The 23,662-nt window shown below is 65.0% G+C and carries 19 protein-coding genes; 7 read left to right on the top strand and 12 right to left on the bottom strand.

Annotation, left to right across the window (positions count from 1 at the left end; translation table 11 throughout):
* Positions 1-234: 234 nt before the first annotated feature.
* Both ABIB06_RS29605 and ABIB06_RS29600 read left to right on the top strand, forming a co-directional pair.
* Positions 235-756 carry a hypothetical protein gene (locus ABIB06_RS29605; RefSeq protein ID WP_247448415.1) on the top strand — a complete coding sequence of 174 codons (522 nt, stop codon included), beginning with the start codon at positions 235-237 and terminating at the stop codon, positions 754-756.
* Positions 757-763: 7 nt separating this feature from the next.
* Positions 764-1,237: a secondary thiamine-phosphate synthase enzyme YjbQ gene (locus ABIB06_RS29600; protein WP_354051323.1), complete on the top strand. Its 474-nt coding sequence runs from the start codon at positions 764-766 to the stop codon at positions 1,235-1,237.
* 67 nt (positions 1,238-1,304) lie between these two features.
* On the opposite strand, the gene ABIB06_RS29595 is transcribed toward ABIB06_RS29600, so the two are convergent.
* Entirely contained in the window at positions 1,305-2,930 is a 1,626-nt protein-coding gene (locus ABIB06_RS29595) for an MFS transporter (RefSeq protein ID WP_354051325.1), read from the bottom strand.
* A 332-nt stretch (positions 2,931-3,262) separates the two neighbouring features.
* On the opposite strand from ABIB06_RS29595, the gene ABIB06_RS29590 reads away from it, so the two are divergent.
* Positions 3,263-3,934 (top strand): response regulator, encoded by a 672-nt coding sequence (locus ABIB06_RS29590; protein WP_354051327.1) that lies wholly within the window; start codon positions 3,263-3,265, stop codon positions 3,932-3,934.
* A 745-nt stretch (positions 3,935-4,679) separates the two neighbouring features.
* Here the strand turns inward: ABIB06_RS29590 and ABIB06_RS29585 are convergent.
* Entirely contained in the window at positions 4,680-7,520 is a 2,841-nt protein-coding gene (locus ABIB06_RS29585) for an ATP-binding protein (protein ID WP_354051330.1), read from the bottom strand.
* A gap of 198 nt (positions 7,521-7,718) precedes the next feature.
* On the opposite strand from ABIB06_RS29585, the gene ABIB06_RS29580 reads away from it, so the two are divergent.
* From ABIB06_RS29580 to ABIB06_RS29570, 3 genes are all read left to right on the top strand, one after another.
* Entirely contained in the window at positions 7,719-8,138 is a 420-nt protein-coding gene (locus tag ABIB06_RS29580) for an organic hydroperoxide resistance protein (protein WP_354051332.1), read from the top strand.
* Between the two features lie 40 nt (positions 8,139-8,178).
* A complete protein-coding gene (locus ABIB06_RS29575; RefSeq protein WP_354051333.1) occupies positions 8,179-9,210 on the top strand; it encodes an alpha/beta fold hydrolase in 1,032 nt (343 codons plus the stop codon).
* A gap of 119 nt (positions 9,211-9,329) precedes the next feature.
* Positions 9,330-9,833 (top strand): cytochrome P460 family protein, encoded by a 504-nt coding sequence (locus ABIB06_RS29570; protein WP_354051412.1) that lies wholly within the window; start codon positions 9,330-9,332, stop codon positions 9,831-9,833.
* A gap of 10 nt (positions 9,834-9,843) precedes the next feature.
* Here ABIB06_RS29570 and ABIB06_RS29565 read toward each other — a convergent pair whose 3' ends face one another.
* The 6 genes from ABIB06_RS29565 to ABIB06_RS29540 all read right to left on the bottom strand — a co-directional run bounded on the left by ABIB06_RS29565 (position 9,844) and on the right by ABIB06_RS29540 (position 19,757).
* Positions 9,844-13,353 (bottom strand): PAS domain-containing hybrid sensor histidine kinase/response regulator, encoded by a 3,510-nt coding sequence (locus tag ABIB06_RS29565; protein ID WP_354051335.1) that lies wholly within the window; start codon positions 13,351-13,353, stop codon positions 9,844-9,846.
* A 190-nt stretch (positions 13,354-13,543) separates the two neighbouring features.
* Positions 13,544-14,773, bottom strand: coding sequence for a 5-aminolevulinate synthase (gene hemA / locus ABIB06_RS29560; protein ID WP_354051337.1), 1,230 nt, complete (start codon positions 14,771-14,773; stop codon positions 13,544-13,546).
* Positions 14,774-14,974: 201 nt separating this feature from the next.
* Positions 14,975-16,036: an MBL fold metallo-hydrolase gene (locus ABIB06_RS29555; RefSeq protein WP_247344308.1), complete on the bottom strand. Its 1,062-nt coding sequence runs from the start codon at positions 16,034-16,036 to the stop codon at positions 14,975-14,977.
* Between the two features lie 128 nt (positions 16,037-16,164).
* Positions 16,165-18,324, bottom strand: coding sequence for a methyl-accepting chemotaxis protein (locus ABIB06_RS29550; RefSeq protein WP_354051339.1), 2,160 nt, complete (start codon positions 18,322-18,324; stop codon positions 16,165-16,167).
* Between the two features lie 163 nt (positions 18,325-18,487).
* A complete protein-coding gene (locus tag ABIB06_RS29545; protein WP_354051340.1) occupies positions 18,488-19,213 on the bottom strand; it encodes an outer membrane protein in 726 nt (241 codons plus the stop codon).
* Positions 19,214-19,436: 223 nt separating this feature from the next.
* Positions 19,437-19,757: a hypothetical protein gene (locus ABIB06_RS29540; protein ID WP_247344301.1), complete on the bottom strand. Its 321-nt coding sequence runs from the start codon at positions 19,755-19,757 to the stop codon at positions 19,437-19,439.
* A 380-nt stretch (positions 19,758-20,137) separates the two neighbouring features.
* Here ABIB06_RS29540 and ABIB06_RS29535 point away from each other — a divergent pair, with 380 nt between their 5' ends.
* Positions 20,138-20,428, top strand: a complete 291-nt coding sequence (locus ABIB06_RS29535) for a hypothetical protein (RefSeq protein ID WP_354051342.1) — start codon at positions 20,138-20,140, stop codon at positions 20,426-20,428.
* 17 nt (positions 20,429-20,445) lie between these two features.
* Here the strand turns inward: ABIB06_RS29535 and ABIB06_RS29530 are convergent, their stop codons facing one another.
* From ABIB06_RS29530 to ABIB06_RS29515, 4 genes are all read right to left on the bottom strand, one after another.
* Positions 20,446-21,381: an AEC family transporter gene (locus ABIB06_RS29530; protein ID WP_354051343.1), complete on the bottom strand. Its 936-nt coding sequence runs from the start codon at positions 21,379-21,381 to the stop codon at positions 20,446-20,448.
* Between the two features lie 102 nt (positions 21,382-21,483).
* A complete protein-coding gene (locus ABIB06_RS29525) occupies positions 21,484-21,693 on the bottom strand; it encodes a hypothetical protein (RefSeq protein ID WP_247344293.1) in 210 nt (69 codons plus the stop codon).
* Positions 21,690-21,854: a hypothetical protein gene (locus ABIB06_RS29520; RefSeq protein WP_247344290.1), complete on the bottom strand. Its 165-nt coding sequence runs from the start codon at positions 21,852-21,854 to the stop codon at positions 21,690-21,692. The genes ABIB06_RS29525 and ABIB06_RS29520 overlap by 4 nt, the downstream gene beginning before the upstream one ends.
* A 187-nt stretch (positions 21,855-22,041) precedes the next feature.
* Entirely contained in the window at positions 22,042-23,661 is a 1,620-nt protein-coding gene (locus tag ABIB06_RS29515) for an ABC transporter ATP-binding protein (protein WP_354051346.1), read from the bottom strand.
* Position 23,662: the final 1 nt, after the last annotated feature.

The following is a 23,662-nucleotide window of genomic DNA, read 5'->3' as shown; positions in this document are numbered from 1 at the left end:
TATCTGATTTATTTTACAATATTGGCGCGCGCGGCAGCGCTGCACACAGCGTGACGCCGCACCGCAGCAGCTCTCCGCATGATCGGCGGATGCCGTCGCCATTTCGCCCCGCTGCCGGGATCAAAGAGGGCACTGCCCTCGTTGATATCAGGGGCGCGTTTTGGGCGGCGGATCGCCTCGCGGGGGTGTAGAATTTGCGAGAGTGCCACCTTTCGCGTCGTGGCGGAGAGCGCGATGAGACCAGCGAATTCATCCACAACATCATGGCTTGCGGCCGCGGCGTTCGCCGCGGTGATGACCATCAGCGGCGGCTGCCTCGCCGCGCAATCCGCACCCGACAGTGAAAACGGCCGCTACAGCATGACCCCCATCCCCGAGGGCGTGCTGCGGCTCGACACCCGCACCGGCACGGTATCGACCTGTACCCGGAGCGGCGCCGGTTGGGCCTGCTACGCGGTGCCCGACGAGCGGACCGCGCTCGACGCCGAGATCGGCCGGCTCCAGGCTGAAGTCGAGACGCTGAAGGGACGGCTCGCGGCGGGGCCGACCGTATCAGGCAAGATCGACGAGGCGCTGCCGAAATCCGATCCGTTCAAGAAGGCGGAGCCGAAGGCCGCCGAGGGTGACCGCAGGATCGAGATCCCGCTGCCGAGCGACCAGGACGTCGATCGCGTGATGTCGTTCCTGGAAAAGGCATGGCGCCGGCTGATCGACATGGCCAACCGCGTGCAGAAGGACGTTTCGGGGAAGATTTGAGAGTTTGATGGCATCTGAGAAACGCTTCGCACGCTCTGCGCCGTCGACTGTGCAAGTCACCGCCATCGCATCGTCGCTGCTGACCGTGCAGACGCCGGGCCGCGGCTTCACCGATCTCACCAGCGAAGCTGCGAAATTCGTCGCCGAGGCGGGCGCGCGAGACGGCGCGTTGACATTGTTCATCCGTCACACCTCGGCGTCGCTGACGATCCAGGAGAACGCCGATCCCTCCGTGCTCGTCGATCTCACCACCGCGCTGTCCCGGCTCGCGCCGGAGAACGCCGGATGGACGCATGATACCGAGGGACCCGACGACATGCCGGCGCACGTCAAGACCATGCTGACGCAGACTTCGCTTCAGGTCCCGGTCCTGAACGGCAAGCTCATGCTCGGTACCTGGCAGGCGATCTATCTGATCGAGCACCGCAAGCGCCCGCACCGGCGCGAGGTCGTGCTGCAATTCATCGGCGGCAATCAGTAGAGCCCAAAAGAAAACCGGCCGCGGAGCGATCCGCGGCCGGTTCGTGTTGATCTGGATCTGCCGCCGATCAGGTCGCCTTGATGTCGACGTCCTTGGTCTCGGGCAGGAAGAACAAGCCGATCACGACGGTAATCGATGCGAAGATGACCGGATACCAGAGGCCCGCATAGATATCGCCCGTTGAAGCCACGATGGCGAAGGCGGTCGCCGGCAAGAGGCCACCGAACCAACCGTTGCCGATGTGGTAGGGCAGCGACATCGAGGTGTATCGGATGCGGGTCGGGAACAGTTCGACCAGCATTGCGGCGATCGGGCCGTACACCATGGTGACGAAGAGCACCAGGACGAACAGCAGTCCGACAACCGCGGCTACCTGCGGACGGAAGATGTCGAACGGATGCGCCATCTTCACGATGCCCGTATCGCCGGCCTTCGGATACCCGGCTGCCTGCGCGGCGGCGAGGAGCGCCGGATTACCGTCCTTGGCGTTGGCGTAGGCAACTTCCTTGCCGTTGACCATCACCTTCACGCCGGAGCCGGCCGCACCTGGCGTGGTCGTGTACTTGACCGACGACTGCGACAGGTAGGCACGTGCGGTGTCGCAAGGCGAGCTGAAGACGCGGGTGCCGACCGGGTTGAACAGGTCGCCGCAACCTGCGGGATCCGCCACCACCTCGACCTTGACCGACTCGATCGCCTTTTCCAGCGCAGGATTGGCGTTGGTGGTGATCATCTTGAAGATCGGGAAGAAAGTGAGCGCCGCGATCAGACAGCCGCCGAGGATGATCGGCTTGCGGCCGATCCTGTCGGAGAGCATGCCGAACACGATGAAGAAGCCGGTGCCGAGCAGCAGCGACCAGGCGATCAGCAGGTTGGCGGTGTAGCCGTCGACCTTGAGGATCGATTGCAGGAAGAACAATGCGTAGAACTGGCCGGTGTACCAGACCACGCCCTGGCCCATCACGCCGCCAAGCAGCGCCAGCAGCACGAGCTTGCCGTTCTGCCAGTTGCCGAAGGCTTCCGTCAGCGGGGCCTTCGAGCTCTTCCCCTCGTCCTTCATCTTCTGGAAGATCGGGGATTCGTTGAGGCGAAGCCGGATCCAGACCGAGACGCCAAGCAGCAGCACCGAGACCAGGAACGGAATGCGCCAGCCCCACGCCGCGAACTCGGGTTCGCCGAGGGCGGAGCGCGTGAACAGGATCACCAGCAGCGACAGGAACAGGCCGAGCGTCGCCGTGGTCTGGATGAAGGATGTGTAGTAGCCGCGCTTGCCGTTCGGAGCATGCTCCGCGACGTAGGTCGCCGCACCGCCATATTCACCGCCGAGCGCCAGGCCCTGGGCGAGGCGCAACGCGATCAGGATGATCGGGGCCGCGATGCCGATGGTCGCCGCGTTGGGCAGCAGGCCGACGATGAAGGTCGACAGACCCATGATCAGGATGGTGACGAGGAAGGTGTATTTGCGGCCGACGATGTCGCCGATACGGCCGAACACGATCGCGCCGAACGGGCGCACCAGGAAGCCTGCCGCGAAGGCCAGCAGCGCGAAGATGTCGCGGGTTGCCGGGGGATAGGCCGAGAAGAACTGCGCGCCGATGATGCCGGCCAGCGACCCGTAAAGATAGAAGTCGTACCACTCGAAGACGGTACCGAGCGAGGAGGCGAGAATGACGAACCGTTCGTCTTTCGTCATCCCACCCTCGCGTGCTTGAGACACAGCCATTGTCGACATGTTGAGTCGCTCCCCGAAAAATCGTTTCCTCACGCCCCAGATGTCCGGGCGGGCCGGATCAACCTAGGTCTTGCCCTCAAGGTAACATCGGCGTGAAACCCGCCCCAATACGACTTTTGGCCTTTCGCACTGACGCGCAGCTGACGGCGGATATCGGGCCGCCGCGTGGCCTCCGGATTAACCCCTTTGCTTTAAAGGAATAAATCCGCCCTTGCATGCCACGCCCGCTCAGGGAAGAATTAGGGTGCCGCGGCGCTGACTCGCCGCCCGGCGCGAACGACAGCAAGAGATCGATGAACGCTCCTTCCACCCATCTCGTCATTGCCGATGACCATCCGCTGTTCCGTGACGCGTTGCGGCAGGCGGTGGCGGGCGTCCTGACCTCGGCGAGGATCGACGAGGCCGGATCGTTCGAGGATCTGACCAAGCTTTTGGAACAGAACTCTGACGTCGACCTGATCCTGCTCGATCTCTCGATGCCCGGGATCTCCGGCTTTTCCGGCCTGATCTATCTGCGCGCACAATATCCGGCGATCCCGGTGGTCATCGTCTCGGCCTCCGACGACAGCGCCACGATCCGCCGCTCGCTCGATTTCGGCGCCTCGGGTTTCATCCCGAAGCGGTTCGGCGTCGAGACCCTGCGCGATGCCATCCTCAAGGTGATGGAGGGCGACGTCTGGGTTCCCGCCGACACCGACCTGTCGGCCGCCGCCGACCCGGACATGACGAAGCTGCGCGACCGTCTGGTGACGCTGACGCCGCAACAGGTGCGGGTCCTGATGATGCTGTCGGAGGGGCTGCTCAACAAGCAGATCGCCTATGAGCTCGGCGTCTCCGAGGCCACCATCAAGGCGCACGTCTCGGCCATCCTGCAAAAGCTCGGCGTCGAAAGCCGGACGCAAGCCGTGATCGCCGCCGCGAAGATCGCCGGCGGCCAGTGGAGGCAGGGCACTCCGACGGGGTGAGCCTGTAGCGAGCTACGCGACCGCGTCTGTGTCGCTCCCCTGTCAATCCGCCCGCGCGAAAATATTCCGCTTTACCGAAATTCGGAATTGACGTATGTGTCGCCCATCCCGGCTCACCCTTGAGGGGCGACCATGTGTCGTGATGGTCGTAGAGCCGGGCTTGCGGTGGACGCGACAGCGTCGGGCCCGAAAGTGCGGGCAGGGCGGATTGCTCTCCGTGAGCCCGAGGCTTCGTGCCGACGAGCGGCGCTGTCAGGTTCGTCTCGTCATCAGGTCGGCGGCAACGTGCACAACGTCGTCGAAACCGGTGGCGACAAGCGAGCCGTGCGTACGGCAAAACCGTGTGGTCCTGGCCGTCGTTGCTACGGTCAAGCCTTGGCGGATGCGGCATTCGCGTCAACCGGCGCTGTGTCCGCGACTTTCGTGAAGGCGAGGGAGGCCAACAGGAACTCGGCTCCCGGGAGAGCACGGCATAAGCCGTAAAGCCACTGCGCAGGGAAGGCCGAGTGATTTGGCTACACCTGTATGCTGCTGTGCGGTTTCCTTGCGCTACCTTTCGCGCAGCGGACCGCGGGTGCCAGCCGGCACCCGGCCTTCCCTGCGCCCTCCTGGACAAGAGGGTGAAGCGACCAAGCAAAGCTCGGGTGAAATCCGCCGCGAGGATGCGAAGGCGTGTCTGCGAGTTCAAATGTGCATTGGAGGATGGCGATGCCGCCCCTTGCTCGCAATGACGATGCGGTGCGCCCTATAATGTCTGCAGCAAAGCGTTGGCTATTCTGATATCCGCAGTCTCTAATCCCTCGATAAAACCTTCGAGCGCCGATTGAAGCAATCGTTTCGCTTCCTCGCGCCGGTCGCGTTCGGCAAGGAATCCGGCAAGATCGATCGCGGCCCGCAGCTCCCAGGCTTTGGCGCCTTTGCGGCGACTCAATTCCAGTGATTGCACGAAGTGGGCTTCTGCCTGATCGGCCTCGGGCTGCGGGCGGGCCAGGAGAACCCTGCCCCTGATGCGCAGCAGCTCGGGCATGTACAGATGATCGCCGCTCTGCTCGACGAGGCTGATCGCATCGTCGAGCAGGCGTGCACCTTGTTCGACTTGCTCGAGCGCCAGAAGACCGTTCACAAGCGCGATGTTGAACGTCGTGGTGAGCAGCTCGTAGCCGGCATCGTGAAGCTCGCGCAGGCACGCCTCGATCGTCTCGACGCCGCTAGCTGCGGCGCCGCGTCGGATCGCCAGCTCGCCTTTGACGCCGCGGCCGACCGCAAGATAAGGGCCCATCGAGCGCGATTCGGCATGGGCGATGAAGCGGTCGATGTTCTCTTCCGCGCCATCGAGGTCTCCGCTCCAGAGATCGATCGAGACCGCCCAGATCAACGCGATGCAGAGCGTGATCGGATGGTCCATCTGCGCGGCCTCGATGACCGTCTGCCGGGCCAGTTGCAACGCATCGGCGGGGCGGCCCTGCAACCAAAACTCTCGCGCGAGCGAGATGCCGGCCCGGTTGCGGTGATCGAAGCCATAGACGGTGCTGATCCGTTCCGTGCCCGGCCCGTGCCAGGCGGCCTCCAGCATGGTCAACGCGTCGCGATGCTCGCCGGCCAGATGCAAGGAGACACCCAGCAGCGAATGGGCGAGGGCGAGCGAGGCGGCATCGCCGAGTGTCTCGGCGACCGCGAGGCTTTGCTGCGCATAGCCGAGCGCGGCGTCGAACTGTCCCATCCGCTCGTGGAAGATATGCACGCGGCCGAGCAGCTGGAGCTGGTTCGGCGCGTCGCCGCGCGCCTCGGCGATCGCAAGGCTCCGGCTCAAGGCGGCACGTGCCGCTTCGCTGCCGCCGCGCGTGAACATCAAGGTCAGTCCGAGCGCGGCCTGGATGTGCATTTCCTCGGCACTGCCGCGCGAGGACGGATCGATTGCAAGCAGCGCCCGTTCAGACCAGCGCCGGCATTCGATCAGCAGCGACATGGCGAGAAAGATGGGAGCCGCCGCAGCGGCGAGTGTAACGCCGATGCCGGCATCGCCGTTCACGCCAAAACACCAGTCCAGCGCGGCGCGGACGTTGTGAAGCGCGGAGAAATGGATCGCGCGCTCGTCGGCGCTCGGCACCGTGGCCCATGTCCTACCGGCCTGCTCCAGCCATCGCCGGTAGTAGGTTGCGTGGCGGGCGGCGAGCGATGCGTCATCAGGCCCGACATCGCGCAGATAGGCGCGCGTCGTGTCGAGCAGACGATAGCGCATCATGGCGCCGATCGGCCGCGGCGCGACCATCGACTTGGCCACGAGGCCGTCGATGGCGTCGAACAGGCGGGAGCGGTCGACCCGTTGGTCCGGCACGATCTCCAGTGCGGCGTCGATGGTGAAGTGACCGGCGAAGACCGCGAGCCGGCGCAGCACCAGGCGCTCGATGTCGGACAGGAGCCCGTAGCTCCAGGCCAGCGTCGCCTGCAATGTCTTCTGTCGTGGCGGCGCCGTGCGCTGGCCCTGCCAGAGCAGATTGAGGCGCTCGTCGAGCAGCGTCGCGGTCTGCTCCAGGCCGTAGGCTTCGACTCGGCCGGCGGCGAGTTCGATCGCCAGCGCCATGCCGTCGAGCTTGCGGCAGATGCCGGCGACGATTGCGGCGTTGGCATCGTCGAGCGCGATCTGCGCGCCGCCGGCCGTGGCACGTTCGAGGAAGAGCTGAAGCGCGGGATAGGTCTGCGCCGCGGCCGCCGTCAGTCCGGGATTGTCGGGCGGAACGGCAAGCGGGGCCAATCGATAGACCTGCTCGCCCTCGACGCGCAGCGCTTCGCGGCTCGTCGCCAGGATGTGGACATGCGGTGCGGCGTGGAAGATCTCGGCGGCCAGCGGCGCTGCGGCTGCGACGACGTGTTCGCAATTGTCGAGGATCAGCAGCATCCGCTTGTCCCGGAGATGGGCGAGCAGCGCGGGCAGGGGATCGTCGGTTTGCGCCGGCAGGCCGAGCATCAGCAGGATCGAGGTGATCACGAGATCGGGATCGCTCAATGCGGCAAGATCAACAAAGTGCGCGGCGTCGGAGAATGTTTCGAGCAGGTCGTGAGCGATCGCAACTGCAACGGCAGTCTTGCCGACGCCGCCCGGGCCGACGATCGTGACGAAGCGCGAGCCGATCAGCCTGTCGGAGACGGCGGCGACTTCATCGTCGCGCCCGACCATCCGTTGCAGCCGGTTCGGCAGTTTGACCGGCGGCAATTCCGTTCGCCGTGCGGCGCGCCGCTGTGCCGGGAGTTCCACCCGCGAGATCGGCGCCACGAAGCAATAGCCGCGGCCGGAGAGTGTGGCGATGTAGCGAGTGCCGTCCTTGCCGTCGCCAAGGACTTTGCGAAGCGCCGCGACGTGAAAGCGCAGATTGGCTTCCTCGACCGTGATGCCGGGCCACACCAGCGCCATCAGATCAAACTTGCTGACGACCTCGTTCGGCCGCGACATCAGCGCGATCAGCGTGTCGAAGGCCTTTGCACCGAGCGGCAGCGCGACGCCATCGCGCATCACGAGTCTTTCATGCGGCGTCACGGTGAATGGTCCAAACGACAGGGTTCCCGTTGCGGTGCCGGCCGGCTCGATCATGGCGGAATCCTGATCCTTTGGAAGGGACCGGATAGCCAGATGATCGCGATCCGGCAAGGCCGTTCCTGCATCGGCATCAGACCGCGGATGCAGGCCTTGCGAGGGGTGCGAGCCGAGACCTCACAACTTCTCACAAGTCCAAACGGGTGTCCTGAGGCCGCCGCTGCTAGTCAGTTGTGCGACGGCAAGGAGACCTCGATGACCCAAGCGGCAAAATTGCTCTACACGGCCCGGACCCACACCAGCGGCGGGCGACAGGACGGCATGTCGCGCAGTTCAGAAGGCCGCCTGGACGTCAAGCTGTCGCCGCCGGGCGGCGCGGGTATCGGCACCAACCCCGAGCAATTGTTCGCGGCCGGCTGGTCGGCCTGCTTCGAGGGCGCGATGGAGATCGCGGCCCGCAAGCGGAAGATCCAGCTTCCAAGGAAATGCGCGATCGACGCGGAGATCGACCTCGTGCTCGACGAGGGCGCCTATTCGCTCAGGGCACGCCTCGATGTCAGCCTTCCCGGTCTCGATCGCGAGATCGCGCGCGGCCTCATCGATGAGGCGCACCAGACCTGCCCCTATTCCAAGGCCGTTCGCGGCAACATCGACGTCACGGTCGCGCTGATCTGACGCACCAACGCCAACCAACCATCAACAAGGTAGCAACATCATGAAACAGATCATCGACCAGCACCGGCGTCAGTTTTTCGGCGTGGCGGCGGGAACCGTCGCCGCCGGCCTTGGCGTGATCGGCCTCGCCCGCGCCGAATCGGAAGCGCCGCGCTCCTCCGCGACGAATGCGTCGTTCGGCGCGATCAAGCAGATCGATGCCGGCGTCCTCAACGTCGGCTACGCGGAGGCCGGTCCTGCGAACGGTCCCGTCGCGATCCTGCTGCACGGCTGGCCTTACGACATTCACGCCTTCGTCGATGTCGCGCCGATCCTGACAAAGGCCGGCTATCGCGTCATCATCCCTTATCTGCGCGGTTACGGCTCGACGCACTTCCTCTCTGGCGAGACGCCCCGCAATGGCGAGCCGGCCGCCATGGCCGTCGACATCATTGCGCTGATGGACAAGCTCGACATCAAGAAGGCGGTCGTCGCCGGTTTCGACTGGGGCGCGCGCACCGCCGATATCATCGCCGCGCTGTGGCCGGAGCGCTGCCGCGCGCTGGTGTCGGTCAGCGGCTATCTGATCTCCAGCCAGGCCGCAGGCAACGCGCCGCTGCCGCCGTCGGCCGAGCTGCAATGGTGGTACCAGTTCTATTTCGCGACCGAGCGCGGCCGCGCCGGATACGAGAAGTACACGCATGATTTCGCAAAACTGATCTGGAAGCTCGCTTCGCCGCAGTGGAAGTTCGACGACGCCACCTTCGCCCGCAGCGCGGCGGCGCTGGACAACAAGGATCATGTCGCGATCACGATCCACAATTACCGCTGGCGGCTCGGGCTCGCCCAGGGCGAAGCGAAATACGAGCATATTGAAAAGAAGCTCGCGGCGGCTCCGGTCATCGACGTGCCGACGATCACGATGGAAGGCGATGCCAACGGCGCGCCGCATCCCGACGCGAGCGCCTATGCCAAGAGATTCTCTGGTCGGTACGACTATCGCCTGATCACCGGCGGCATCGGCCACAATCTGCCGCAGGAAGCTCCACAAGCCTTTGCCAAGGCCGTCATCGATGCCGACGGCGGCGCCTGAGGATTTTGCTCGACACCTCGGTCCAGCGCGGCTGGGCCGAGGCCTCACACGTGATCCCAGCTTGATGAAGCGTCATGACGATGAAATCTGAAAAGACCAAATTTCCGTCCTACACGACGATGATCGTGCTGGCTGCGCTCCTCCTCGTCGTTGTCCTGACATGCGTGCCGTATCTGGTCACGATCGCTTTCGCGGAGGAACCGGCGGATGCCTCGCCGATCTTCGGCATCACTGTTCCGTCCGGCTACAAGCAGTGGCAGCTGATCGCACCGGCCGAGGAGGCGGCTCCCTTGGCCGAGCTGCGTGCCATCGTCGGCAACAAGACTGCGATCGATGCTTATCAAGACAACAAGCTTCCGTTCCCGGACGGCACCATTCTGGTCAAGCGCGCCTGGAAGCGGAAACAGTCGCCCGAATTTTCGTCCGCGACGATCCCCGGTGAGCCCACCACCGTCCAGGTGATGGTGAAGGATTTCAGAAAATATGCCTCGACCGGCGGCTGGGGTTTTGGCCGCTTCGTCAACGGCAAGCCGGTCGACGAGGCCCTGCATCGCACCTGCTTTGCCTGCCACGAAGCCCGTGTCAGGAGCCGCGATTACGTCTTCACGCGGCTTGCGCCGTGAGTGCGGCGTCTCACTCCGCCGCGACCATCTGCTGGGTGCGCCACTGGCCGAGCAGGGCGCGCAGCGATGCCGGCTTCACCGGCTTGTTGAGCACCGCGACCTTTTCGTCGCGTGCAGCCATTTGCACGGCGGGGCTGCGGTCGGCGGTGATCAGGATTGCGGGGATGCCGTCGCCGAACCGGCGGCGGATGTCGCGGATCGCGGCGATGCCGTTGCCGCGGTCGAGATGATAATCGACCAGCAGGCCGGTGACGCGGCCGCCGGCAGTTTCGATCGCGGCGATCGCGCCTTCGGGATCGGCGACCGCGATCACCTCGGCGTCCCACGCCTTCAGCAGCGTGCGCATGCCGTCGAGGATCGCCGCGTCGTTCTCGATGCAGACGATGAGCGCGCCCGAGATCGGCGCGCGCGCCAGCGGCGTCGCGCTCGTCACTGCGGCGGTGTGGGTGATCGCCTTCGCCGTCGGCACAGTTACGGAGAACACCGAACCGCCGCCGACATTGGAGTCGATGGCGATGCCGTGATTGAGCACCCGTGCCAACCGCTCGACGATCGACAGCCCGAGCCCGAGGCCGCGCGCGATCCGCGCGCCTTGCTCGAGGCGGTGGAACTCCTTGAAGATCTCGCTGCGCTTGACCGGCGGGATGCCGACGCCGGTGTCGTAGACGCAGATATTGAGCGAGGGGCCTTGGCGGCGGCAGCCGACCAGCACGCGGCCGCGCGGTGTGTATTTGATCGCGTTGGAGATCAGGTTCTGAAGCAGGCGCCGCAGCAGCAAGCGGTCAGACTCGACCGGCAGCGAGCAGGGCACGAAGGCGAGCTCCAAATTCTTGGCGCGTGCGATCGGCGCAAATTCGATCTCCAGCGAACGCATCAGATCGGCCATCTTGAAGCTCGAGATCGAGGTCGTCATCGCGCCGGCATCGAGCCGGGAGATGTCGAGCAGCGCGCCGAGGATCTCCTCGATCGCCTGCAGCGATTCGTCGATGTTCTCGACCAGCCGCGTCTCCTCGCCGCTGTGCTGGCGCTCGACCAGGCTCGTGACATAGAGCCGCGCCGCGTTCAGCGGCTGGAGAATGTCGTGGCTGGCGGCGGCAAGGAACCGCGTCTTGGAGATGCTGGCGTCTTCGGCCGCGCTCTTGGCCTGAGCCAGCTCGGAATTCAGCCGGGTCAGCTCCTCGGTACGGTCGCGCACCCGCTTTTCCAGCGTCGCATTGGCGCGCTCCAGCGCTGCGGCCGCCTCGAAGGTGGGGGTGACGTCGGTGAAGGTGATGACGAAGCCGCCGCCGGGCATGCGGTTGGTCAAAATCTCGATCACCATGTGGCGATCGGGCAGGCGCTCCAGATAAGGCTCGCCGTCGGTGGTGTAAGCTGCGAGCCGGCGTTCCAGCATGGCCTCGCGCTCGACCGGATCGTTCGGCTCGCTCACGCCCATGAATTCGAGGATTTCACGCAACGGCGTGCCGAACTGGATGAAATGCGGGGGAACGTTGAGGAGATCGCCGAACTGCCGGTTGGAGCAGATCAGTTGCAGATCGGCGTCGAACACCGCGATGCCCTGACGCACATGGTTGAGCGCGGTCTGGAGGATCTCGCGGTTGAAATGCAGCGCCGCATGGGAATCGTCGAGCAGCTTGAGTGCAGCCTTGGCGGAGACCGTCCGCTTGCGCAGCAGCAGCGACATCACGAGCCGCGAGGAGGCTGCGCCGATCGAGGAGGCGATCAGGTGCTCGGCGTGCTGCAACAGCTCGAGATCGGCGGGTGCCCCGTGCTCCAGCCGCACATTGCGCCGCGCGGTGAATGCCTCGAACGAATGCCGCGCGCGGTCCGGCCCGAGATATTGCGCCACCGTGGTCTGGATGTCCTGCACCGTGACCGTGGTGCGCCAGCGGCGGAAGTTCGGCGAGATCGGCGCCAGCGTGTTGGGCACGAACAGATCGGCCTGCACCAGCTCGATCGAAGACGGCCGGCGCGCCAGCGACAGCAGCACATAGGTGAGGATGTTGAGCGACAGCGACCAGATGACGCCGTGCATCAGTGGCGGCAGGTCGGCGCCGAACAGCGCCTGCGGCCGCAGCGCCTCGATCCCGAACGGGCCGTGCTGGAGCAGCAGGATGCCCGAAGTCGAGGAATCCATGAAGCTCGGGATGAACAGCGTGTAGAGCCACACCGCGAATCCGACCAGCATGCCGCCGATGGCGCCGCGCGCGGTCGCGCGCCGCCACAGCAGCCCGCCGAAGAAGCTTGGTGCAAGCTGGGCGATGGCGGCAAAAGACAGCAGGCCGATTGCCGCGAGCTGGGTGTTGCCGAGCGCGCGGTAGTAGAAGTAGGCCATCACCATGATGGCGAAGATCGCGAGCCGGCGCGAGCGCAACAGGAAGTCGCTGAAATCGGCGCCGCCGGTGCGTCCTTCCGGCCGTCGTTGCAGCACCAGCGGCATCACGAGGTCGTTCGAGACCATGATGGAGAGCGCGACGCATTCGACGATCACCATCGCGGTCGCCGCCGACAGGCCGCCGACGAAGACGGCGACGCTGAGCAGATTCGCGCCGCCTTCCATCGGCAGCGCCAGCACGTACATGTCAGGATCGGCGGTGCCGAACGGGAAGCTGATGAGGCCGGCGAGCGCGATCGGGATCACGAACAGATTGATGGCGACGAGGTAGAGCGGAAACAGCCAGCGCGCGCGGCCGACCTCGGCATCCGAGGAATTTTCCACCACGCTGACGTGGAACTGGCGCGGCAGCAGCATGATCGCGCACAGCGACAGCAGCGTCATGGTCAGGAAGTTGCCGATCGACGGCGAATAGTTGATGGCGCGCACCGCCTCCGGGGTCTTCATGGCGCGCTCGATCAGTTCGTGCGGCGAGAACATCCAGAACGTGACGAAGATGCCGGCGGTGAGGAAGGCGACCAGCTTGATGATGGATTCGGTTGCGACCGCCAGCATCAGGCCGTGCTGATGCTCGGTGGCGTCGGTCTGCCGCGTGCCGAACAGCACCGCGAAGGCCGCCATCGCCAGCGTCACCATCAGCGCCATGTCGCCGACGATGGGGATGTGAGAGAAGGCCTGGTCTTCGCCCAGGATGGTTTCGAGCGAGGAGGCGACCGCCTTGAGCTGGAGCGCGATATAGGGCACCGAGCCGATGATCGCGATCAGCGCGACGGTCGCCGCCACCGCCTGGCTCTTGCCATAGCGCGCGCCGATGAAGTCGGCGATCGAGGTGATGTTGTGGGCTTTCGCGAGCTGGATCACGCGGCGGAGTACGCCGGCTCCGAGCCCGATCATCAGGATCGGGCCGACATAGATCGCGAGGAAGTCGGTGGACGTGCGGGTGGCGAAGCCGACCGAGCCGAAGAAGGTCCAGGAGGTGCAGTAGATCGCCAGCGACAGCGGATAAATCAGCCCGGAGGCGCGGCCGCGCCCGGCCGGCGAGCGGCGGTCGCCATGGCTCGCCACCAGGAACAGAAAGCCGATATAGCCGAAGGCGGCGGCGATCACGCCCCAGTCGTGCAGCATGGCGAGCGTGCTTCTCCCTGGGCGCGCTGGCAGCGCCCGATCTCATTTTCCCTGCAAATCTAGCGCGTTGGCCGGCGGCAGGCGACAGCGAAATGCCGTGCGGGCGCGGGAACTGGGGTTGTCGTTAAGGTGCCCGGCAGGCCATCAGCCCCAATGTCGTCCTGGCTTCCGTCAGGACGACGGAAAACGCCTACTCCGCCGCCAGCGACTTCTCGCGCAGCGGCAGCCCGAGGCGGTCCCATACCTGCAGCAGGGCTTCGGCGAGCTGATCCACCAGGCCGTCGTCGTGATAGGGCGAGGGTGTGATGCGCAGGCGCTCGGTGCCCTTGGCGACCGTCGGATAGTTGATCGGCTGGATGTAGATGCCGTGCTGTTCGAGCAAGAGGTCGGAAGCCTGCTTGCACTTCTCGGCATCGCCGATGAACAGCGGCACGATGTGGGTGTCGCTCGACATCACCGGCAGGCCGGCGGCGTTGAGGATCGCCTTGACCCGGGCGGCGCGGTCCTGGTGGCGCTCGCGCTCCCAGTTCGACGTCTTCAGATGCTTGATCGCAGCGGTGGCGGCCGAGCAGATCGCCGGCGGCAGCGCGGTGGTGAAGATGAAGCCCGGCGCATAAGAGCGCACGGCGTCGATGATCTGTCCGTTGGCGGCGATGTAACCGCCGAGGCAGCCGAACGCCTTGGCGAGCGTGCCTTCGAGAATGTCGATGCGATGCATCACGCCGTCGCGCTCGGCGATGCCGCCGCCGCGCGGGCCGTACATGCCGACGGCGTGGACTTCGTCGACATAGGTCATCGCGCCGTACTTCTCGGCGAGATCGCAGATTTTTGCCAGCGGAGCGATATCGCCGTCCATCGAATAAAGGCTCTCGCAGGCGATCAGCTTGGGCCGGCTCGGGCCCGCAGCCTTCAACAGCGCTTCGAGATCGGCGAGATCGTTGTGGCGGAACACGACCCGCTCGCAGCCGGACTGGCGGATGCCCTCGATCATCGAATTGTGGTTGAGCTCGTCCGAGAGAATGAGGCAGTTCGGAATGAGCTTCGCGATGGTCGCGATGCCGGTCTGGTTCGAGACGTAGCCGGACGTGAAGAGCAGCGAGGCGTCCTTGCCATGGAGATCGGCGAGCTCGGCCTCGAGCTGCACCAGCGGATGATGCGTGCCGGCGATGTTGCGGGTGCCGCCGGCGCCGGTGCCGACGCGCGTCGCGGTCTCGACCATCGCGCCGACCACCTTCGGGTGCTGGCCCATGCCGAGATAATCGTTGGAGCACCAGATCACGACGTCGCGCTTGCCCTTGGGCGAGTGCCAGAGCGCATGCGGGAACCGGCCGGCGATGCGCTCGAGATCGGCGAACACGCGGTAGCGCCGCTCAGTGTGGAGGCGATTAAGGGCGGAATTGAAAAACTGGCTGTAATCCATCGTCAAACCTGCAACGGAACTGACCAAAGGGCGGCATCTTCTTAGAGCTATTCCAGCTCTAATGTCTATGCGCTATCCCACATTTGGACCTGCGGGGCATTTGGGCAAAATGCCCTATCGTGCGATTTGAAACTTGATCCCGATCAAGTTCGCGCGAGATGCAATGTTGCTCTGCGCCATCAGTTGAATTGAAGTCAACGCTCAACTCGTTCTGAATTGAAGCACGCCGTCTTTCGTCTCCGCCGTCAGCCGGCCCTCGACGATCATGTAGTTGACATGGGCGACCAACTCGCCGGCGGCAAAACCCATCTGGTGTTCGTCGAGCACGTGCTTGTTGAACACGACGGGCACCAAGGCGCGCGAGGTCTGCGGCACCTCGCGGCAGGCTTCAGCGATCAGGCGGCAGCGCTCCTCGTGGTGATCGGCCAGCTGCTTGATGCGGGGCTTCAGCCCGTAGAACGGCACGCCATGGCCCGGCAGCACCAGCACGTCATAGGGCAGCGTCGTGGTGAGGCTGGCGAGCGAGGCCAGATACTCGCCGAGCGAATTCTGGTCGGGTTCGACCGCCCACACGCTGACGTTCGGCGAGATCTTGCTCAGCACCTGGTCGGCCGAGAGGAACAGCTTGTCGTCGGCGCAATACAGCATCACCTGGTCGAGCGCGTGACCGCCGCCGGTGATCACCTTGAAGCGGCGCGTGCCGATCACGACGTCGTCGCCATGCGAGATGCGGCGGTAGGACGGCGGCAGCACCGAGACACGCTTGAGATAATCCTGGCCGCGGCCGAGCAGCTTTTCGGTGAGCGATTCGTCCATGCCGTGGCGGCGGAAGAACAGCCGTTGCGCCTGCTGACGCTCCTCCGTGCCGCGGTTCTGGTGATAGACCGATTGCAGATATTCGACCTGCGACATCACCAGCGGGCAGTTGAATCGCTCGACGATCCACCCGGCCAGACCGACATGATCGGGATGGGAATGAGTCACGATCAGGCGCGTGATGTTGACGCCCTTCAGCGGCCCGTCGAACAGCTTGGTCCAGGCCTCGATCGTCTCCTCGTTGCCGAAGCCGGTGTCGACGATGGCATAGCCGTCGCCGTCGGCGAGCAGGTAGATGTTCACGTGGTTGAGGCGGAACGGCAGTTTCAGCCGAGCCCACAATACGCCCGGCTTCACCTCGACGACCTCTTCGGGGCCGGGATGCTGTTCCCATGGATAGCGCAGGGCCTCGGCGGAGGACTGCACGGTGTCGGTTTTTGCGTTCATTCTACCGGCTTAAACCCACTGGCTGCGGCGCGCCAGCCGAAAAAAGCCGCGCGGCGGCCGTCGCATGGCCGTCATACCGCAAGGGTTTTTCCGTGACCCGGATGGAGCCACGACAGGCCGGCGGCGGCTTACGCCGCCCGTATGTTGTTGAGGAACGCGTCGATCTCTCCGCGCAGCATGTCGGCTTCGCGGCGGAGCGCGTCGGAGGCGCCCAGCACTTCGTTCGCCGCTGCGCCGGCTTCCGCCGAAGCCGTGGAGACGCCGACGATGTTGCTGGAGACCTCGCTGGTGCCGCCGGCCGCATGCTGGATGTTGCGGGCGATCTCGCGCGTCGCCGCGCCCTGCTCCTCGACCGCGGCGGCGATCGTCGTGGTGACGTCGTTGATCTCTCCGATGATCCGGCCGATGCCCTGGATCGCGCCGACTGCCGAGGTGGTGACCTGCTGCATGCTGGCGATCTGGGTGCGGATCTCTTCCGTTGCCTTGGCGGTCTGGCTCGCGAGGCTCTTCACCTCGGAGGCGACCACCGCGAAGCCGCGGCCGGCCTCGCCCGCGCGCGCGGCCTCGATGGTGGCGTTGAGGGCGAGCAGATTGGTCTGCGAGGCGATGGTCTGGATCAAATCGACCACGACGTTGATGCGGCTCGCGCTGTCGGCAAGGCTCTGCACCGTGGCGTCCGTCGAACCGGCTTCGTCGACGGCCTTCCTGGCGATCTCGGCGGAGGTGATCACCTGCTTGCTGATCTCCTGGATCGAGGACGACAGCTGTTCGGTGCCTGATGACACGGTCTGCACGTTGACCGAGGTTTCCTCCGCGGCCGACGCCACCGCGTTCACCAGCGCGTTGGACTGGTCGGCGGTGTTCGACATGCTCTGCGCGGTCGTCTGCATCGAATTGGCCGACTGCGCGAGATTGTCGAGCGCGGAGCGCACCGTGCCCTCGAACTCGGCGATCTTCGCCTCCATGCGCGCGGCGCGCTCGGCCTTAGCGAGCCGATCCTTGTCCTGCTCGCCGGCGAGGGTCCGGGCTTCGATCATGCTGTCGCGGAACACCTGAAGCGTATCCGTCATCGTGCCGATCTCGTCATTCTGCTTCGCGCGCGCGATCTCGGTGTCGAGGTCGCCGGCCGAGAGCAGCTGCATGGCGCGCTGGAGGCCTGTGATCCGGCGCAAGATGTTGCGGCCGACATAGAGCCAGACGAACAACGCCGAGCCGACCAGCATCAGCGCGCCGAGCGCCAGCATCGCGGTCGTCGCCAGCGAGATCTCCTGCCGCGCCTGGAAGGTCGACGCGTTGGTCTCCTTCTGCACGCCCTCGACGAGCTGCTGCACGCTGATGCCGAGGCCGACATTGAGCTTGCGGGTCTCGTCCAGAATGGTCTGGCCGTAGTCGATGGCGTCGAGCTCTTTCTGGCGGATCTTGAACACGCCGGTCTTGCCCTCGCCGAAGGCGAACAGCTTTTGCACGGTGTCGCGCACCGCCTGCATCGAGGTCATGTTCGGCAGGTCCTCGAGGTTCGACCTGACGCGGTCGCGCGTCGCCTTGAACTCCTTCTCGATCGCCTCCAGCGTGTCGCTGTTGTTGGCCGACAGCGCCGCCATCATGTCGGCGGCCATCAGATTCCCGTTGGCGGAGATGGTCGCGACCTGGGAGACGGTGCGGGCGGCTTCGGTGGCATCATCGGCGGAAACTTCCGCCGCGCCGAGAATCGCGTTCAGGCGCGTTTGCGCATCCAGCATGGCAGGACCGGCCGCACCGACGAAGGTGATCTGCGCCTTGCGCAGCGCTTCATACTGCTTGTCGTGCAGCGCGCCGGTATCGAGCCGCTCGCGCGCGGCCGACACCAGGCTCTGGGTCGCCTCGTCGATGCTCTTGGCGGTGTCGCGCAGTGCGGTCGCGATCTGCTTGTCGGCGCCGAGCTCGATGATCTCGCCAAGCTTGGCCATGGCGAGCTGCTGAATCTCCTGCACCTTCTTGGTGCGTTCGTTCAGCGCCTCGTCGGACGGCGATGCCAGGAGGCCGGGCCCTTGCGCCGCGAGCGTTGCGCTTTGCGATGCGAGTTGAAGGCTCGCGGAGAGGCGCGGAATGTCGCGGCCGCTCAGGTCCATCATGGTGCTGCCGAGATGGTTGAAGACGAAGCCGGCGCCTGCGGCGATCAGGAGGCCCATGCCTGCGATCACTGCGAAGGCCGTGAACAGGCTGCCGCGCACGCCCCATTTCGGCATCTTGAAGCGAGGCTTGAAACGGCCAAGGACAGGGCCAAGAATGCCACCAAGACGGATCGCCATCGAAATTCCCCCACCCATGATCTTATGTTTTCGCCGCGGAGTATCCTTGGAGCGGGTTAAAAATTCGCAAGTTGCTCAATTGGTTGCGCGCGTTCCGCACAGCGAAAAAAGAAGGGCCGGCAACAATGCCGGCCCGTCATCACGATAAGGTCTTGGTAACCGTTCAGTAGCGCGCGACCGCCGAGTTGGCCCAGTTGAAGCGGTAATTGACGCCCGCCTTGATGGTGTGGTCGTCGGTGGTGAAGTTGCCGGAGCCCGCCAGCGGACCTCCGATGAAATGCGCGTCGCCGAAATTGTAGTACTGGTACTCGGCCTTGGCCGACCAGTTCGGGGCGAACATGTATTCGAGGCCGGCGCCGACGGTGTAGCCGTTGCGGTGATCGCCAGCGATGACGAAGGGCGCCGGGGTGCCGCCGACAGTGACCTTCTCGTTGTTGTCGGAGTAGGCGTAGCCGCCCTTCACATAGAGCAGGCCCGGACCCCAGGTGTAGCCGACGCGGCCGGTGATCGAACCGAGGCCTCGCTGGTCGTTGGTGTAGGCGACGCCGCCCGGGAACACCGCGCCGACGCTACCGGAGAGCCAGGAATACTGGCCTTCGACACCGACCAGGAAATTCGGGTGGAACTGCCAGTCCGCACCGGCCTGCAAGCCGCCGAGAAAGCGGCCATTGCCGTTGTTGCCGGTGGAGAGGCCGTTGAAATTATTGTCGCTGGAGAATGCGCCACCGAGATGCGCACCGATGTAGAAACCGGTCCAGTTGTAGATCGGCGCGGCATAGGCCGGCGCGGGCGTCTTGTAATAATTGCGGTTACCGAGATCGGCACCGATCGCCGGCGCAGCAGCGCCCACCATGAGCAGCGCAACGGTCGCAAACAGAATCTTCTTCATAGTCCAAACTCCAACACTTTGGTCCCCGGCAGGCGCGCTTTCCGCGCCGTCGTTGGCTTTGCAGATAGCTCGCTTTTGACGAAAATGCTGTCACATGCATGGCACAGCGGCAGCCAACCTAACTTATTGGCCTGTAAATGATTTTCGTGCTTAATGCCGGCTTAAGAAGTGGTGAAGGAAGACTTAATCCAGCGCTGTTCCGGTACCTTGCGCGCGTGTCTCATTAACCAAGACGGCGCCGCGCCTCATCGCGCATCTGTTCGCGGAATGCAGCGCGCTTTGCGGGCCGGTCTTGCTCGCGCACGTCATGGCGATCGAAGACGTCGAACTTCTCCAGAATCGGATGGCGCTCGCTCGCCATCGCGAGCACGCGCAGCACCTTGGTTGCCGATGGTGTCGGGCCGCTCACCTCCCAGCGTCGGATGGTGTCGACGCCGCCCTGCTCCGGCAATCCGCAAAGCCGGGCCATGTCGGCCGCGGTGAGCTTGCGCTCAAGCGCCTCGGAGAGGTCGTTGCGGAGTTGCTTCAGTTCGGGGCCGGTCATGTCACCTCAATGCGCGAAGTCGTTGAGGTCAATGCACTAGCGCTGATTCGGGTCCATCCGAAGGCGAGGCAGTCCGCCCCTGATGTCATCCATGTGACCTCGCCAGCGGGGATCCGGCGTGCAATAGACATTGCACTTCCTCTTCCTCTTCGCGTTCGGCGCGGTGCTGGCACCGAAATCCGCTAGCAGGCGAATCTCCTGCCGTCCATGCCTGGACTGGAGCGAGCTTGCGCAGGACGTTCGGCATTGATCTGAGCGGAAACGGCAGTCGCGCTCCGGCACCTTCGCCCGCGCACGGAGTTATGAACGGGAGCCTATGGAAATCGTCCATTGAGTGAACAAATGGCACAAGGGGCCGGCAGCGTATGAAGGGATCAGCCATGACAAGCATCAAACCCGCCCTTGCGGCACTCGTCGCGATCGGGCTGCTTGCCACGCCGCTTGCGGCTGAAGCCAAAAAGCACCGCTCGAGCCGATCTTACAGTACCGGCGTGGTGGCTCCGACCTATGGGAGCGCCGGATCGCCGGCGGCACAGCCCAGGACCTATGGGTCGACCGGGCAGTCGGTCGGGACGGTCACGGCGCCGTCAATCGGCGTGTATAATACGCCATCGGTCGGCGTCACCAACGCGGTCCCGACCTGGAACAACACCAACCCGCCCCTCAGATAGGGAACGTCCAATACCGGTCACCGTGTGCCGGTCGCGAGGCCAGAGAGAAGATAGAGCGCGACCAGCAATGTCGCGACCGACAGCATCGTCGTGACCGAGACCGTGGCAGCGACCAGCTTTTCCTCGACCTTGTGTTCGTGCGCCAGCACATACACGGTCTTCGCCGTCGGTACTGCCGCGCAGATGACGGCGGCGACCGTGTCGAGCGGGCTGAGGCTCAAAACCACACAGAGTCCGTAGACGATCAGCGGCATCACCAGCAGTTTCACGGCAGCGAGCGCGAACGATGCCTTCAGGTTCGACCGCAGTCCCTCGACCGACAGACCTAGTCCGATGGCAAACAGCGCGCAGGGCGTGAGCGCGGCGGCAATCATGTTCAGATAGGCGATGGCCGGCGCTGGAATTGGCAAGCCGGTGATCGCCCATGCGAGACCAATGAGGGTCGACAGGACCATCGGATTGAGCAGGATTTGCTTCACCAGTCCGGCGGAATGTGCCGGCCCGCGCGCGTTCCTCTCCAGCAGGACGACGGTGAGCGGAAACATCACGCCGGCCACGAACACCGTCGCCACTGCCGCGGGCAGGACGGCGGGCTGGCCGTAGATCGCGTGCAGGATCGGCAGGGCCACGAAGCCGGTATTGGTCATCGCCGCGGCCATGCCATGGATGGTGCTGCTGGCGAGATCGCGCTTGCCACCCGTGCGGACCACCAGGAACACCAGCGCAAAGCAGATCAGGGATCCGCCGCCGAACGCGAGCAGGAAGCGCCATTCCAGCAGATTGCGTGCCGGCTCCTGGGCGATCGTCACGATCAGTAGCGCCGGCATCGCGACGTTGTAGGCGAAATGCACCAGGGCATCGGCAAGCGAGCGGGAGAGATAGCCGAGCTCTCCGGCGAGCCAGCCGGTGACGATGATCGCGAAAACAGGAAGAACGAGGCTGGCGACCTCCATCCGGCTTCCCCTTGGCCAGGCAGATAAATGCCATCCTAGCTTGGAGATGCGCCGCCGTCACGGTTCAACCGGACCGCGGCGTTCGATCCGGTCCCTGCGATCTCAGGCGCCCCTGCGGCCCTGTTGGCCGATCACGCAGCGCCATCCGGCGAGGCGCTCGGCCGGATGCTGGTTCATCCATTCGGCGAGCTGCGGTGCGCCCATCAGGCAGGACTGCATCGAGACCTCGGCGAAATCGGACGTGGTGACGGTTTGCTCATGACAATTCGCCGGAGAGGCGAGGTTGCAGAGCACGGCGATGATCTTGATCACGCGAAATTGCCTCCGTCGCTGCGACGCGCAGTACCTCCGCTCGACTGGTCGCTGACCGGATCAGCCGGCGGGAAGATGCTGTCGTAGATCGCGCGTGCTTCTCGGATGAGGCGCTCTCGCTCGCGCTCCGATTTCGAGACAAACTGAATGACTTCGCCCATGATAGCTCCAAAACTTGGTCGGTACGTCATCATTAGATGACGTGTGTCATGTCATGCATGTAGGACGCCGCTTGCCGCTTTGAAGCCGGAGCAACGCTGATGGAGCAATAACAAGCGCGTGACTGCCCTGTTCCTAGGACGATCCGGCCGAGTATAGGCGCCCGGTCAGAACGGAATACCGCTCGTCTCACGCCGCCGGCGTGCGCTCCTTGCGTCCCGGTACCGCCGCCAGCAGCTCGCGCGTATAGGCATGCTCGGGCGCGGCGAACAGCTGCGCGGTCGGTTTCAACTCGACGATGGCGCCGCGCTGCATCACCGCGATCCGGTCACAGATTTGGGCTGCGACGCGCAGATCGTGGGTGATGAACAGCATCGAGAGGCCGAGGCGTGCCTTGAGGTCTTCGAGCAACTTCAAGACCTGCGCCTGCACGGAGACGTCGAGCGCGGAGACGGCTTCGTCGGCGACGATGATCTCAGGCTCGAGCGCGAGCGCGCGCGCAATGCCGATGCGCTGGCGCTGGCCGCCGGAGAATTCATGCGGATAGCGCTCGAGCGCGCCGGCATCGAGGCCGACCATCCTGAGCAGATCGCGGGCGCGGTCGAATGCCACTTTCGGATCGGTGCCCGCCGCGATAGGACCGTCGGCGATGATGTGACCGACCTTGCGGCGCGGATTGAGCGAGGCGAACGGATCCTGAAAGATCATCTGGATGCGATGTCGCTCGGCGCGCAGCGCTTTGCCCGAGAGTGAGGTGAGATCGGTCTCGCCGATCCGCACCGTGCCGCGGTCGGCCTCGATCAGCCGCATCACGAGCCGCGCCACCGACGATTTTCCGGAGCCGGATTCGCCGACGAGGCCGAGCGTCTCACCCCTGAGGATGTTGAAGTTGACCGCGCGCGCGGCGTCGACGCGGCGGTCTTCGCGAAACCAGCCGCCCGAGGTGACGTAAGTCTTGTCCAATCCGATCACCTCGACGGCCCTGGCCTGATCGTCCAGCGGCGCGCGCGCCGGCGGATCCATCGACGGCACCGCGGCGAGCAGCGCCTTGGTGTAGTCGTGCTGCGGCGCGTTGAAGACGGTTGCAGCGGGCCCCTCCTCCACGACCTTGCCGTGGCGGAGCACCACGACCTGATCGGCGATGTCGGAGACCACGCCGAAATCATGGGTGATGAACATCACCGCCATGTTGCGGTTGCGCTGGAGGTTGCGGATCAGCCTCAGGATCTGTGCCTGCGTCGTGACGTCGAGCGCCGTGGTCGGCTCGTCTGCGACCAGCACCGCCGGTTCGAGCGCCAGCGCCATCGCGATCATGGCGCGCTGGCGCTGGCCGCCGGAGAGCTGGTGCGGATAGGCGCGCACGATGCGCTCGGGGTCGGGCAGGCCGACCTCCCGCGCCAGCGCCAGTGCCCTTGCGCGCCGCTCCCTCGGCGTGAGCAGGCCGTGTGCCTCGAACATCTCCGCCATCTGGTCGCCGATCCGCATCAACGGGTTGAGCGCGGTCATCGGCTCCTGAAAAATCATCGCAAGCCGGCGGCCGCGCAGGTCGCGCCAACCGTCATCGTCGAGCTTGAGCAGGTCGCGGCCTTCGAACCGGATCTCGCCGGCGGTGACAGCGACCGTATCAGGCAACAGGCCCATCAGCGCATGCGCGCACATCGATTTGCCGGAGCCGGACTCGCCGACGACGCAGACGATCTTGCCGGGCCGCAGGTCGAGCGAGACGCCGTCGACAGCGAAGGGACGCTCGGCGCCCTTGGGCAGCGCGATCCGCAGATTCTTGATGGAGACGGCGGGCGGTGCGGTCATC

The organism is Bradyrhizobium sp. LB8.2 (assembly GCF_040548035.1).
Taxonomy (GTDB): domain Bacteria; phylum Pseudomonadota; class Alphaproteobacteria; order Rhizobiales; family Xanthobacteraceae; genus Bradyrhizobium.
The sequence above is the reverse complement of the archived record's forward strand: the minus strand, read 5'-3'. Positions and strand labels throughout refer to the sequence as shown.

What these genes read in the sequence shown, in the direction of transcription:
- ABIB06_RS29605 (WP_247448415.1), top strand. Translation starts at nt 235, where the DNA reads ATGAGACCAGCGAATTCATCCACAACATCATGGCTTGCGGCCGCGGCG.
- ABIB06_RS29600 (WP_354051323.1), top strand. Translation starts at nt 764, where the DNA reads ATGGCATCTGAGAAACGCTTCGCACGCTCTGCGCCGTCGACTGTGCAA.
- ABIB06_RS29595 (WP_354051325.1), bottom strand. Translation starts at nt 2,930, where the DNA reads ATGACGAAAGACGAACGGTTCGTCATTCTCGCCTCCTCGCTCGGTACC.
- ABIB06_RS29590 (WP_354051327.1), top strand. Translation starts at nt 3,263, where the DNA reads ATGAACGCTCCTTCCACCCATCTCGTCATTGCCGATGACCATCCGCTG.
- ABIB06_RS29585 (WP_354051330.1), bottom strand. Translation starts at nt 7,520, where the DNA reads ATGATCGAGCCGGCCGGCACCGCAACGGGAACCCTGTCGTTTGGACCA.
- ABIB06_RS29580 (WP_354051332.1), top strand. Translation starts at nt 7,719, where the DNA reads ATGACCCAAGCGGCAAAATTGCTCTACACGGCCCGGACCCACACCAGC.
- ABIB06_RS29575 (WP_354051333.1), top strand. Translation starts at nt 8,179, where the DNA reads ATGAAACAGATCATCGACCAGCACCGGCGTCAGTTTTTCGGCGTGGCG.
- ABIB06_RS29570 (WP_354051412.1), top strand. Translation starts at nt 9,330, where the DNA reads ATGATCGTGCTGGCTGCGCTCCTCCTCGTCGTTGTCCTGACATGCGTG.
- ABIB06_RS29565 (WP_354051335.1), bottom strand. Translation starts at nt 13,353, where the DNA reads ATGCTGCACGACTGGGGCGTGATCGCCGCCGCCTTCGGCTATATCGGC.
- hemA (WP_354051337.1), bottom strand. Translation starts at nt 14,773, where the DNA reads ATGGATTACAGCCAGTTTTTCAATTCCGCCCTTAATCGCCTCCACACT.
- ABIB06_RS29555 (WP_247344308.1), bottom strand. Translation starts at nt 16,036, where the DNA reads ATGAACGCAAAAACCGACACCGTGCAGTCCTCCGCCGAGGCCCTGCGC.
- ABIB06_RS29550 (WP_354051339.1), bottom strand. Translation starts at nt 18,324, where the DNA reads ATGGCGATCCGTCTTGGTGGCATTCTTGGCCCTGTCCTTGGCCGTTTC.
- ABIB06_RS29545 (WP_354051340.1), bottom strand. Translation starts at nt 19,213, where the DNA reads ATGAAGAAGATTCTGTTTGCGACCGTTGCGCTGCTCATGGTGGGCGCT.
- ABIB06_RS29540 (WP_247344301.1), bottom strand. Translation starts at nt 19,757, where the DNA reads ATGACCGGCCCCGAACTGAAGCAACTCCGCAACGACCTCTCCGAGGCG.
- ABIB06_RS29535 (WP_354051342.1), top strand. Translation starts at nt 20,138, where the DNA reads ATGACAAGCATCAAACCCGCCCTTGCGGCACTCGTCGCGATCGGGCTG.
- ABIB06_RS29530 (WP_354051343.1), bottom strand. Translation starts at nt 21,381, where the DNA reads ATGGAGGTCGCCAGCCTCGTTCTTCCTGTTTTCGCGATCATCGTCACC.
- ABIB06_RS29520 (WP_247344290.1), bottom strand. Translation starts at nt 21,854, where the DNA reads ATGGGCGAAGTCATTCAGTTTGTCTCGAAATCGGAGCGCGAGCGAGAG.
- ABIB06_RS29515 (WP_354051346.1), bottom strand. Translation starts at nt 23,661, where the DNA reads ATGACCGCACCGCCCGCCGTCTCCATCAAGAATCTGCGGATCGCGCTG.